We start from the raw sequence: 13,121 nt of genomic DNA on the forward strand, positions 1-13,121 counted from the left end.
TGCTAATGGCATCTGATTGTAAGCTCTACAAACATCTATAAACGTCAAATTAAACGGATCACAAATTATATTATTGAGGCGAGGTTCCGTGATGAATCGGGCAGAAGCAGTAAAAGTTCTTGTTGTCGATGATGAAATTGGGATGCTTGAGTTTTTGGAATTAGGACTTGAGGAAGAAGGTTACCAGGTTATGACTGCCCAAGACGGGCCCTCAGCACTGAGCATTGCGAACACTTTTAATCCACATATTGTGATTTTAGATGTTATGATGCCGGGGATGGACGGTTTTGAGGTGTGTGCAATGTTGAAGAAACGAATGAACTGTTCCGTGATTATGTTGACTGCCAAAGACGACGTTAAAGACAGAGTCCTTGGTTTATCAATAGGTGCAGATGATTATGTCGGTAAGCCCTTCAGTTTCCAAGAACTTCTTGCACGCATTCAGGCGAGAGTAAGAAATCAGTTTTCTCATCTGTTGGACGAGTTTGTGATCGGAGACTTCTCCATTAATGACTTACGTAAGGAAATTAGTTATCAAGGTTCAGCATTATCTCTTTCAACCACAGAGTATGAACTTCTAAAATATTTATTAATTAATCACGACATTGTTTTAAGTAAGGCTAAAATTTTAGAGGTGGTCTGGGGATATGATTTTAGCGGGCAAAACAACATTGTAGAAGTGTATATTAGTATCATCAGAGATAAACTAGGAGACAAGAATCATGATATCATTCGGACCGTTCGTGGAGCGGGTTATCGAATTGACTTATGAGGGCTTATAATGATGCGTTCACACATAATTCGAATGTTAAATCCACGCTCACTGAAGTATCAACTGCTATCCCGTTCGATCATCATCATGACTGTTTTACTTGTTCTTATAGGGGTTTTCCAATATGCCTTCATGGATGACTTCCTATATCGTAACGAAGCAGTGAGCATTGAGACTCGGATTGAGTCTATTCCAAAGTCCGCTTGGGAAGATTTAAGTGATCATCATATTATTCCAGATCGTGACACATTGTTCAAGCTTGAAACTCCAGGTGCAACCATTGCATTCATAAATGTTCATGGCAGCTTCACAGATTTATTTGTGGATACGGACGATGATAAGGCAGACAGCAGCCATGAAAATGATTTAGACCAAGGGCCGTCACCACGTCTCTCTCAACAAACATATCAAAATGCTGTAAATAATTCATCAGACATGACTTATACGTTGACGAATGACAACTTAGGGAACACAGTGTTGGTCGTTCTTCATCGTGTTGGCGAGCAAAGTCATGCGTTGGGTGTTGTTCAAGTAACAGTCCCTATTGCACCTCTTCAGCATATTTTAATCAAACAATTGACGGTTTTTGCTTTTTTGGTAATGTGTGCCTTATGTGCAGGAGTCTTTACTTTTCTCCCTATTTTGAGGCGAACTTTAATTCCGTTGTCACGTGTCGTTGAGACAGTGGGTCGCGTCAACGCAGGTAACTTGGACGAACGTTTCATGACAACACATGCACAACTAGAAATTGCGCTACTCGCCTCTTCCTTCAATGCAATGTTAGAAAGGTTAAAAAAGTCGTTTGAAGCAGAAAGGATTGCGAAAGAGCGGATGCGCCAATTCGTTGCAGACGCTTCACATGAATTACGGACACCATTGACAACCATTAACGGTTTTTTGGAGGTTTTGCTTCGTGGAGCAGCCGCCAACCCCGCCAAGCTGGATAAAGCACTACGCAGCATGTACGGAGAGTCACAACGGGTAAATAAATTGGTCCAGGATTTGCTGTTTTTAGCGAAAATCGACCGAGAACCTACCTTTGTCTTTGAAGATTCTCGTTTGGATCTACTATTGACAGACATGAAACCCCAACTATTGTTGCTTGCTGGTGAACGCGCTGTTGAATTCGTCGTTTCTGAAGCGATGGTGGTTAATTGTGATCCCGATCGGATAAAACAAGTGGTTCTTAATCTGTTTCAAAACGCCGTCCAACACACAGACGCGAATACTGGTGAAATTAATGTCTCTCTGGTCAAGGACTTCGCCGGTGCGCGTATTCAAGTCAAAGATAATGGGACAGGAATTCCGTCAGAGCATCAGTCGCAGTTATTTGAGCGCTTTTACCGTGTGGATTCGGCACGTTCTAGAAAAAATGGAGGCGTTGGTTTAGGACTTTCTATCACAAAGTCGATTGTGGACAATCATGGTGGAACAATTAGTTTTGAAAGTCAAGTCGGCAAGGGAACAATCTTTAACGTTTGGCTTCCCGTTAAGTGAAATCATATCCATTATGGGTATAGAACACTGCGGCTGAAGTAATCCGTTATTAACCGTGAGTTCAGTTTGTTCATGCAGAAAGGGGATTACCGCAACCTTGTGCGTTTTTCCTCCTTCATGTTTTGGGTACTACTCTAGACAACGTCTGCATTGCTTGGAACGGTTCAGGAACGAGATTTATATAGATCATCGTCCTAAAGGTTCACGAAATGTCCGACAATTGATACCTCTGCAAACTGCTGACCTCCTACGTCCGCTCTCTTTTGTACAATACAAATTTAAGCCTTATAACGTAGATGGTAGAATTATGTGGAGTAGCTCCAAAAAAGCCTATCGGTTGTACAACCGATAGGCTCGTCATCGATTCCAAATCAAAGGTACTTGCTGAGAAATCAAAATCCACCTGAGTTCACTCAATCGATCAACCAGACAACATCGTACTCTTCGACTTTTAATCGAGTCTTCAGTGTTTCACAGTGCAATAAAAACCGTACGCGAAGTACACTTCAGTCAAGAATAAAAACCAATCGACCGATTCCCTTCCTGAAAAGCATTGGCAGCATTTACAAACAGGGTATCACTGCCCATGAGTGCATAATTTAAACTCATAAATGCAGCTGCCACGCTTGAAATTAGTCCAAGAGCAGCCCATAACTCCCCCTGCCCCTCCGAAGAGGATTTAGATGTGAACGACGATACGGTCATTAATAATATGGCGGCAGGCGGATAACTATAACATGATTCCCGCTTATCTGATCATTCAGGGCTGCCCTAATTAAAGGGGGGTGTCCCAAAAGTCAATTTTGGATTTTTGAAGCCCCACTTTGATTAAGAATTTCTTAAAACAAAAAGCCTCCATCTCCACTTTCACTGTGGATTTGGAGGCTTTTCTATATGATGTTGGGACTGGATGATTTGGTACGACCCTTTTGGGACAGCCCCACGGTCCATAAACATTGGTTTGGCCTCATTTCAATTTGCTGCTAACCTAATAAAACGTTACCTAAGAGTCCCAGTGCGTAAGACACAACGCCAACAATAATTCCTGCCATGGTCATTTCCAAACCACTAGACCACCAGGAACGGACTGTAACAAGGCTTTTTAACGCACCTACTACGAAATGGGCTAATATGGATACAATCGCGGCCAGAACTAAGGCTAACCTTCCACTGATAAAGAAAAATGGGATCAATGGAACGATTGCACCAACGAATGTAGATATCGAGCCTGACATCGCTGATGACCACGGATTGCCCTTTGCAGACTCATGAAGTCCATGTTTCTCCTGTGCAATAGTCCGAAGAAACATGTTGTCATCCTTAGCAATAGTTTGCGCAATATACTCAGCGTCCGTCTCATTAAAGCCTTTTGCCTGATAAATAAGTGACAGTGTTTCAAGTTCGCGTGCCCGTTCGGTTTCAATTGACTTGCGTGCACGGGATAAGGTAGTATCCATCAGTTCGTTCTCTGACTTCGTTGCGAGCCATGCACCAGCTCCCATAGACAAAGTGCTCGCCAAAGCACCGAAGAGACCCGAGATTAAAATCGTGTGACTGTTCGACGTATAGCCTGCTACACCTGCAATAATGCCAAAGATGGCACCTAGGCCATCGTTTACACCATATATTGCGTCACCAATCCAGTCTGAGACATCATTTTGTTTATCCTTCCCTAAGACTTCATCAAGTCGTTTTGACGGAGATAGAGTTGCCATGCATACCACCTTTTCCTCTGTAATACACTGTAATTATTAAATTTAGACTGAATCTAAGTCAATGCTAATCTTTACTGTTCGAAGACCTGAAGTACGACCCCTAAAGTCTCCAAACGAAATGAGTTTAACCAGTCTAATTTCTCTCTATACCCACGGGTGTGACTTCTCAGTAACCGAATAAGTAAGACGAGAAGTTTCTCGACATTGTCCAGAAAAAGTAAATAACCTCCGATCATCCTCAAATTAAAGGTCGTTTAACATCTAGGCATTTGTCGGTTTCTGACCAAATTAAGGACGATTAGTATATGATACATGCGTGTGACTCTCTGGCCCTTCCTATCATCACTGGAGGAGCGCATTCTGGGTGGACACCTCAAGTGCCCATTCCCCCGAAATCCCCAACCCTACATTTATAGACCCGCTTGCAAGTTTCCAGTAATATATTGGTAAGCCTAAACCTGCAATTCGTTTTGAACTAACCTCTCTCTATGATTTAAGATTTTCCCAGTCATTTAGCGGTTTTCTTTGTACACTAAACATCACATTTTAAGCGGAATTCGGTGTTCCATGTGCTTTTTCGGCTCAAGGGTGTATTCAAATAAGGGGTGTACCCCTTTTGGTGAATTATGGTCGCGCTTTTGGATCTCCACATATACCTTCGCGGCCTACCCTCTCATGTCTCACGGGGTCCTTTTTTCAGGCCCTTTACATTCCATCGTTCCGCCTGTCGAAGGGTGGAGGTCAGCTGTGCTGCCCGCCTGGGTCATTGCCCTCATGGTTAGTTTGGTGCCGACTACTCCGCGCTTCGTTTGTGTGTTCACGTGTTCAAATGGCGCTAATTCCTCAGTTGCATTCAATCATTAAGCTGCATTCTGTAGCCGTTCTTCTTGGACTGGTCCAAGCATTTGTTTCGGATCGTACGGTACTTGTCTTTTCCACAACACGAATAAAATTCGAATCAACTTACAACACAGAGCCACCACGGACTGTACCTTCTTCAGTGGGTTCTGTGGTCTCTGCGTAAAGTACTGGTGAAGACCCTGAAACTCGGCATTCTTCGCAATCAGTGGGATCACACATCGGAATAGCAACGCCCTTAACTTGGGTCGACCTCTTTTACTAATCGTCGTTCTACCTTTGTGATTCCCTGAACTGTTCTCCTTCAGATTCAATCCTGCTAACTTTTGAATCTGTCTAGGATGCTGGTACGATGAGATATCCCCAACCTCTGCAATAAAACCAGCGGCCGTCACCAGCCCAATGCCTGGCACACTCATCATTTGTTCTGCACCTGGAACCTGGCTCACTAACTGTTCAATATCCGCTACCAGTTGTGCTAGCTGTGCATGGAGTAAATCGTACTGACCAAGCAAAATATGAAGCTCTTGGCGTGCCATCTGCAGTCCCACAATGATGCCAATCGAATCAGTAGCGGCCTTTATGAGCTGTCGAGCACGACTCACACCGACTCCACGTTTGATCCCATTTTCACGCCATTTACGGACGACTTCTATCTCCGTCTCTTTCACGACATCCGTCGGGAGCGGAAACAAGTGCAAGCACACCAATGCAGATTTTCCTTCCCAGTCCTTAAACACCTTTGTAAACTCAGGAAAGAACCGATCTAGCCAATTGTGAATTCGCCCCTGGACGCGCTTCAGGTCCTCGACCAAACGCCCTCTTTGATTCATTCCCACGCGCAATTCCGCGTAGATATCCTCGGGAATGTTGGGTACAGAGTAGCGTCCGTCTTTGGCCAATTGCGAGATCACTCGGGCGTCCTTACGGTCATTCTTTGTTGGACTATTGTCGTCTAGTTCTTTGCTCTTCTTGACGTGCATCGGGTTTACCAGCACAACGCTGATACCACGATGGCGAAGAAATTGAGCGAGATTCATCCAATAGTGGCCAGTCGGCTCGACTCCTACAATGACTTGATCGCAACCATGGTCGAGCTTTAGTGACTCAATCCAGGTCAACAGCTTTTCGAAGCCGTGCCGACTGTTGTCAAAGGGGTAGGGCCGACATTTTAACGAAAACATACGCTAAGACATTTATTGGAATGAGAATTCGGAGTTTCTTTACTCTAAGGTGTTCGTGTTTTGACTACGAAGTGGGCGCAGAGAATCTAAATCTCTCGGCTGGCTTAGGCTGAATGTGTATTCGCCTAGGAAATTAATGTGCTCCCACCCTAGCGGGGAAATGTGATTCAAGAGTTCCTCCTGGAATCCACCCTGCGCCCTTTTGAATTCCGTCGCCTTAGTCAGGTAAACTGTATTCCACACGCTGATTGCATTGATTAGAATATTGAGCGCACTAGCCCGTTGGAGCTGGCCTTGAAGTGCACGATCACGAAGTTCCCCATGGAAGAGCTGTGGCTAGGCGATTCTGTCGTGCGTAAGAGCCGAGTTTCCCCATCATGGGTGAAGCAGAGACCGTACCCTCTCGAATGGAATACGCCAACCGCAGGACATCATCAAAGTTGTCTCGTATGACCTTTGCATTGACTTGGCCACGAAGCAAAGTCTCCAGTTTTGGGAAGTCAGTCGGTTTACCGAAGGTGAAAAGCTTAGAGTCTGATAAATCTCGGAGTCGAGGCGCAAAACGGAAACCAAGAAGGTGGGTTAAGCCAAACACCTGATCTGTGTAACCGGCGGTATCGGTGTAGTGTTCTTCAATGATCAAATCCGTTTCGTGGTGTAGCAGGCCATCAATGACATGCACGGCATCCCTTGCGTTTGTGTTGATGACCTTGGTATAGAAGCTTGAAAACTGGTCACTGACGAAACGGTAAATGGTCGCGCCCTTTCCATGGCCGTAATGAGGATTGGCGTCTGCATGAAGCGCTGAGACACCTATCGGCACACGCATACCGTCTGATGATGACGTGGTTCCGTCGCCCCAATAGGACGACAGAGCCAAGCGATGATGGAAGTTCACTAGTACAGCTTGGGCTTTATTCATTGCGTCTTCGTAAAGGCGCCACTGCGCCACATTTGCCAACTGCCGATATGAAACACCCGGTGTGGATTCGGCCATCTTTGTGAGTCCCACGTTTGTTCCCATTGCCATGAGGGTGGCCATCACAACGATGGTTTCCTCTTCGTTCGGCATACGGTTGGTGGAAGCATGAACAAACTGTTCGTGAAATCCAGTCCAACGGGCTACATCCATGAGGAGATCGGTGAGTTTGATGCGTGGCAGCAACTCGTACAACGACACACTGAAGTCTCTGGCTTCATCCGGAACGTCCTTTTCTAACCGATCAATGTGAAGTTTCCCACTCTCCAAATTGACGGATTCCAAAGCCTCAACGTTGGACGATAGCCAATCCAAGCGTTTCCGGAGTGATTCCATCCGTTCTTCCAAATATGCCTCAACCGACGTGTCGACTGCTAGTGGAACATGGCTTGGTTTAATCTGCTCCCAATCTTCTCTGGAAACGAGGTATTCATCGAAGTCCTTATGCTGGCGGCTTCCAACAATGGACACATCACCGGATCGAATATAGTTTCGCAGTTCCGTGAGGACCGCCATCTCGTAATAATGACGGTTAATGCTTCCGTCATCGTCATAGACATGCCTCTGCCAGCGATTCGACACAAATTCAAGGGGTGCGCCTTCTGGGACCTTGCGTTTACCGGATTCATTCATGTCCCGGATGATGTCAACCGCTCTCATCAGGGATTCTGCAGACCTGGTTGAACGAAATTCCAGTGACTTCAGGAACGTTGGGGTGTACTTCCGGAGTGTGTAGAACTTCTTCTCCAGCAAGTCTAAGTAATCGTAATCAACAGGGCGTGCAAGGCTTTTTGCTTCTTCCACGGATGCAACCAGTTTGTCCCAAGGCATGACGGCTTCTAGCGCGACGAAGGGATCTATCCCTTCATTTCGAGCCTTTATAAGTGCATCTCCCATACTGGCGAAATGAACGACTTTTTCGTTGATAGACTTTCCGTTTTGCTTCTGAATTTCCTCCTGGGCCTTTCGCCCTTTCGATAAAAGGGACATGATCTGCCTATCGTGTATCTCGAATGCTTGATCCGTTAAATCCTGAATCAAGTCGAGTAGGTAAGCCACGAGAATAGCGTATTTCTTGGGGTCATTAAATCGCCGAAATGATCGAGGCTCGTATCGTGATCCGATTTTAGACAGCTGTCTGAGTCTGTTTGGATGAATCCCATGGGTATCAACTTGGAGTTTGAGTGCTCGGATATATTCAAGCCTTTCAACAACCTTCAGAAACGATTCTGGAGAGGACTGGCCTGGGACCTCTTTTAGCCAACCCAAATACGTTTTATTGGTACCAGGCATCAACGATAGTAAGCTATCCAGACTGTGCATTTGACTGTCTGTCAACGAAGTGATCGCGAAAAATAAAGTTGTATACTCAAAGTTCCTATTTGATCAAGTGGTCGATGGACGTCTGTTTTTGACATGACGCCTAAAGTCGTATACTGACGAGGCTGGGCAGGCACGTAACGCGGTGCCAGGAAAAAAACAAAGTCGTAACTGAACGACCTTCGAGATAGAGGTCAGCGCCTCACCATCTTGGGGGGTCGTATACGACTAAATGCATATTTATTCCGTTCTCCGGAATAGGCGTTCTTAAACATTCGCCCCCGTTACCTGAAGAAGCACATGTGCCAAACAATAAGAGCCGCCCGTGGTCACCAGCCAATTCGGACGGTTCTCTTCAATCTTTTCAAAGGGACTTCTGTTCAACATCTTCATTTCTGCTTCATTAAGGCGATGGTACTTATTTGACCTGCGGAGCTAATTGTAATGTCGGCACTGGAGCCCGTTAGGTCATACCCCCTCTTTGTTGGATCAACGTTGATGCGAATTGAATTGCCTGATGGATTCGTGTATGTCATTGGTTGTGACGCAGCATGTGAATTTAGCGTGATGGAAACGGTGTTCCCAATTTGACCTCCCGTATAATTTAAGAGCAGTGTCCCGGTTGGGTAGCTAAAACCATTTCCCACTATCGTTTCATACGCATATGTGACATTCCACTGTCTGTCATGCCCGACGTACTCATGATAACCTTCAACATGCAAGTCGGTCTTGGCATCCGCCAAAACAAACTGTTCACTATAACTGTGTCCATTTACATTCCAAGAAACTTTCAACGGCGTTGCGTTTGCAAAGCCGTTTGGAAGATATACCATGGAAAATCCGCGAACTTCCGCTCCAGGTTGGATTGGGTTGCTTTCAGCCGCTCCCGTTTGTGATCCGCCCCAGGAAACGGATAGTAGGGTCGGTAATATGGGCTTAACGCCCGCGTAGAACAGTTGCATGTCGTAATACGGACCTTGCTTCGCTAGAGACTTATAGATCACCAATCTCCAGTTATCGGAAACCAGTTCTACTGGTTGATTAAACTGTAATCCTTGACCATGGGCACTCGTCGAAGTCTGCGTTCTATGGTGTAGAAGATCCCGACTTGAGTAAACCCCTACAGCGGCTACAAGTAATGCAACGCATGCGGCTCCAAGTGCTCCCAAGTGGCGAAATCTCGGGTTACGAGATGGTGATTTTGTTAAATTATTGGACGCGTTCTGAGCAATTTTCGCCCAAACTTCGCCACTCTTCTCTGGTGGGAGTTCAACTTTTGATAATTCCTTGTACTGCTCAATTAGATCTTTGGAATCAAACATTAAGAATTCCCCCCTTCAAAGCCTGTCCCCAACATATTGCGAATTCTGGCGACTGCCCGGTAGTCTGTGGTCCTTACTTTTCCCGGTGACCAGCCAAGGACCTGTGCCGTTTCTTCTACGGATAACTCCTCAATATGGCGTAGGATAAAGACTTGTCTGTAACTCTCCTTGAGTGCCATTAAAGTCTGTTCGAGAACCAATGTAGTCTCTATAGGTAGCTCTCTATCCGCGATAAAAGGCGGATCGTATTCAGATATAAATTGATTCCACTTTTTTTGTTTGCGAACGTAGTCGTACATATAATTTCGAGCAATACTCAAGAGCCAAGTCTTGGTGTTCGCATCATGTCTGAAGTTCCCCCAAGCTCGGATCGCACGGACAAATACCTCTTGCACGACATCCAGTGCAACTGATGAGTCACCCAATGTGTATCTGGCGAACCGATATATATCGTGCCGATATAATTCATATAAATCACGGAGATCTGCGTCTCTGTCGAGCTCGGAGCTCAATTTAGGTCACCCCCTCTTGTTGACTCCTTAATTAGACGTTGAACAACGCATTTGATCACAGTTTCAATAAAAAAATTTTTGATGTAAATCTGACCAGATCACGCAGAAGGACATCCAATGTAGGATGCCCGCCTGTACACTTTTACTTTTTATGAGTCCTTCTCTTACTGAACTATGCTGCCCTTATGTTCAATATCCACTTTACAGATTTGGTGCATTTTTATACACCCTAAACATAAGCAATACCGCCTGACTCTTACTATCGAGGCTGTATTTATTGGTATGGAACTTTATTTCGGTATACGACTTTATTTTCGAGTCTAAATCTTTATTTTTCAGTCTAGAACTTTATTTTCCGTGATCACGAAGCGCCGAGCACCTTGAAAATTCTATCCTCCGTTCGTTTCCGTGCCTCCCATACGGTCCTTTCGATTGTTGCCATCGCAGGTAAATCACTTTACGTTTACGCAGTTCATCTAAGCCGATCTGAATGAGATGTAGCGGGCTACCATTGATCATGGCATGTTCAGTCAAAACTTTTGAGAGCCAACGATATTCGCCGAGCGTAAAGGGGGAGAATCCATACTCCCGACGGATTTCTTCCAAGTGTTCGTATCTTGTTGCCTCTCTTTGCGAGTAACCCTGGAATTCAGAGACATTTACCTGAAGTTGTTTGGCCACATAGCTCAGGACACGTTCAGGTATTTCCTGTACATCGAACAGAGTCCAGCCCAGATACCGCAGTACACACAATTGGATAGCGAACCCAAGACGGTTGTAGTCTCTGCGGTGACGTCGAATCACTTCGATGTCGTGAGACGTAAATGTAAAGTATGTCCCTAGCGTCCATTCATCAATGTCGTTGGGGATCTCCATGTATTTCAATCGTTCTTCTGGGGTTAGTAACTCTCTGACTCGGGTATACATCTGAAACTCCCCTATGAAAATTGGTAAAAGTGATATCCGCCGAATCATACACAATCTAGTTTTGTATGATTCGATATGAGCCTGCAATCCCGTGCTACGAAAGGGATTTTTCAACATTTCATAAGTTCTACTTTATTTGTTCTCCGAACACATCATACTTATCGTATAATATCATATAATAAGTATCGTTCGACGGAGGGTCACTTTTGGAATTTGTTCAGCCTATTCGCGAGAAGAAACAAATTGATTCCATGAAAAAAATTCTAAAGGCCACAAACTTGAGAGATCATTGTTTGTTTATATTAGGGATTAACTCTGGCCTTCGAATTAGTGACTTACTGAAATTGAACATTCATGACGTGATGGATGACCGAGGTCGAGTAAGAGACCGCATTTCTATTCGGGAAACCAAAACAGGGAAAAGCAAAGACTTTCCGGTTGGGGATACAGCACGTAAAGCCATCATGGAGTATTTGAGCACTCGTACCTATACATTGAATGATCCCCTCTTTTTGTCCAGGAAGGGACGGCAAGCGTTGAAGAGACAGCAAGCCTATAAGATCATTAATGATGCGGCTAGAGCAGTAGGGATTAAGGAGAACATTGGGACACATACCCTTCGGAAGACTTTTGGGTATCATGCGTACCAATCTGGTGTGAGTCTGGCTGTTCTGCAGAAGCTATTCAACCACTCTGCCCCAAGTGTCACCCTGTCGTACATCGGTATTACACAGGACGAATTGGATGAAGTGTATCTGAATTTGAATTTGTAATCATATATTTATGCGGCTTTATATTCCTTTTATTGACATAAATATAAATTGGAGATTGCGTAGCCCCTAGTTTGTCCTGGTCTCCGTCCACGTCTAGATCGAATTGTTAACCTGATATATAATATAGGTTAACAATTACTCTGGAGGGATGAGTCATTTCACACATAGTGACTGCCAGGAGTTGGTCGGACGTTGCCCAACGTGTCACGCAAGGATATGAAATTTCCAGGAAGGAAGCGTTGGAAATCCTGCGTGAACCAGATGAACGGGTGCTGGACCTTCTTAGCGCCGCCTTTATCATTCGGCGCAAGTACTTCGGGACCAAAATGAAACTGAATATGATTGTAAATGCGAAGTCTGGAATATGTCCGGAGGATTGCTTCTACTGCTCCCAGTCGGCCATTTCAGATGCCACCATCGAAAAATACCCCCTGCTGTCCAAAGAAACCATCCTGGCCGGGGCACAAGAGGCGCAGCGCCGCAAGGCTGGTACATATTGCATCGTGATGTCCGGGAGGCGGCCGTCGGATCGCGAAGTAGAGCAAGTGGCGGATGCCGTCCGGGAGATCCGGTCTACGAGTGATTTGAAAATCTGCTGCTGCCTTGGCTTTTTGAGTCCGGAACACGCCGACAAACTGGCCGACGCCGGGGTGCACCGTTACAACCACAACCTCAATACCAGCCGTGAAAACTATGAAAATATCTGCACCACGCATACCTATGCAGACCGGGTGGATACGGTCGACAGGGTGAAGGATGTGGGGATTTCTCCGTGCTCGGGTGTCATCTTTGGCATGGGCGAAACAGACGAAGGGCGTGTGGATATGGCCTTCTCGTTGAAGGCGCTCGGTGCGGAATCCATCCCCTGCAATTTTCTGAACCCCATTGAAGGAACCTTGCTAGCGGGTCGACGGGAACTCACCCCCAATATGTGCCTGAAAATCCTGGCCATGATACGCTTCGTGAATCCGTCCAAGGAGATTAGGATTGCCGGCGGCCGCGAGGTGAATCTGCGATCCCTGCAACCGCTCGGCCTGTACGTGGCAAACTCCATCTTCGTCGGCGACTATCTCACGACGGAAGGGCAGTTGCCGGAGGCGGATTGGAAGATGATTCAGGATCTCGGATTTGAAATTGAAGAATCGGCCCTGTAAGGACAGCAGGCGTTGCGATTCGCGTGCAATCTGAACATTGGTTAGCTTGAACTCTCCAGCACTGTTGGCTGGAGTGAATGGCAGCGGTACGTGATCGAAGGGGGAATG

The 13,121-nt window shown here is 45.7% G+C and carries 8 protein-coding genes and 2 pseudogenes; 4 read left to right on the plus strand and 6 right to left on the minus strand.

Annotation, left to right across the window (positions count from 1 at the left end; translation table 11 throughout):
* Positions 1-91 precede the first annotated feature (91 nt).
* Both NZD89_RS28305 and NZD89_RS28310 read left to right on the plus strand, forming a co-directional pair.
* Positions 92-772 carry a response regulator transcription factor gene (locus tag NZD89_RS28305; RefSeq protein WP_268008818.1) on the plus strand — a complete coding sequence of 227 codons (681 nt, stop codon included), beginning with the start codon at positions 92-94 and terminating at the stop codon, positions 770-772.
* Between the two features lie 9 nt (positions 773-781).
* Complete coding sequence (locus NZD89_RS28310; RefSeq protein WP_284286419.1) at positions 782-2,269, plus strand: sensor histidine kinase; 1,488 nt, start codon at positions 782-784, stop codon at positions 2,267-2,269.
* A 983-nt stretch (positions 2,270-3,252) separates the two neighbouring features.
* On the opposite strand, the gene NZD89_RS28315 is transcribed toward NZD89_RS28310, so the two are convergent.
* The 6 genes and pseudogenes from NZD89_RS28315 to NZD89_RS28340 form a co-directional block, all read right to left on the minus strand.
* Positions 3,253-3,984 (minus strand): VIT1/CCC1 transporter family protein, encoded by a 732-nt coding sequence (locus tag NZD89_RS28315; protein ID WP_268008645.1) that lies wholly within the window; start codon positions 3,982-3,984, stop codon positions 3,253-3,255.
* Between the two features lie 860 nt (positions 3,985-4,844).
* Positions 4,845-6,026 carry an IS110 family RNA-guided transposase gene (locus tag NZD89_RS28320; protein ID WP_268008646.1) on the minus strand — a complete coding sequence of 394 codons (1,182 nt, stop codon included), beginning with the start codon at positions 6,024-6,026 and terminating at the stop codon, positions 4,845-4,847.
* A 39-nt stretch (positions 6,027-6,065) separates the two neighbouring features.
* Positions 6,066-8,349: pseudogene (locus NZD89_RS28325) on the minus strand (Tn3 family transposase); the annotation flags it as partial.
* Positions 8,350-8,714: 365 nt separating this feature from the next.
* Positions 8,715-9,647 (minus strand): hypothetical protein, encoded by a 933-nt coding sequence (locus NZD89_RS28330; protein ID WP_268008647.1) that lies wholly within the window; start codon positions 9,645-9,647, stop codon positions 8,715-8,717.
* Positions 9,647-10,159, minus strand: a complete 513-nt coding sequence (locus NZD89_RS28335; protein ID WP_268008648.1) for an RNA polymerase sigma factor — start codon at positions 10,157-10,159, stop codon at positions 9,647-9,649. The genes NZD89_RS28330 and NZD89_RS28335 overlap by 1 nt, the downstream gene beginning before the upstream one ends.
* A 364-nt stretch (positions 10,160-10,523) precedes the next feature.
* A pseudogene (locus NZD89_RS28340) lies at positions 10,524-11,086 on the minus strand (DUF4158 domain-containing protein); the annotation flags it as partial.
* A 206-nt stretch (positions 11,087-11,292) separates the two neighbouring features.
* On the opposite strand from NZD89_RS28340, the gene NZD89_RS28345 reads away from it, so the two are divergent.
* Together NZD89_RS28345 and bioB are read left to right on the plus strand one after the other, a co-directional pair.
* A complete protein-coding gene (locus tag NZD89_RS28345; protein WP_268008650.1) occupies positions 11,293-11,859 on the plus strand; it encodes a site-specific integrase in 567 nt (188 codons plus the stop codon).
* Between the two features lie 164 nt (positions 11,860-12,023).
* Complete coding sequence (bioB, locus tag NZD89_RS28350; protein WP_268008821.1) at positions 12,024-13,013, plus strand: biotin synthase BioB; 990 nt, start codon at positions 12,024-12,026, stop codon at positions 13,011-13,013.
* Positions 13,014-13,121 lie beyond the last annotated feature (108 nt).

This window comes from Alicyclobacillus fastidiosus (assembly GCF_026651875.1).
GTDB lineage: Bacteria > Bacillota > Bacilli > Alicyclobacillales > Alicyclobacillaceae > Alicyclobacillus > Alicyclobacillus fastidiosus.

Bases quoted from the DNA above. Each gene is read 5' to 3' on its own strand.
- NZD89_RS28315 (WP_268008645.1), bottom strand. From the start codon at position 3,984: ATGGCAACTCTATCTCCGTCAAAACGACTTGATGAAGTCTTAGGGAAG.
- NZD89_RS28330 (WP_268008647.1), bottom strand. From the start codon at position 9,647: ATGTTTGATTCCAAAGATCTAATTGAGCAGTACAAGGAATTATCAAAA.
- NZD89_RS28320 (WP_268008646.1), bottom strand. From the start codon at position 6,026: ATGTTTTCGTTAAAATGTCGGCCCTACCCCTTTGACAACAGTCGGCAC.
- NZD89_RS28305 (WP_268008818.1), top strand. From the start codon at position 92: ATGAATCGGGCAGAAGCAGTAAAAGTTCTTGTTGTCGATGATGAAATT.
- NZD89_RS28310 (WP_284286419.1), top strand. From the start codon at position 782: ATGATGCGTTCACACATAATTCGAATGTTAAATCCACGCTCACTGAAG.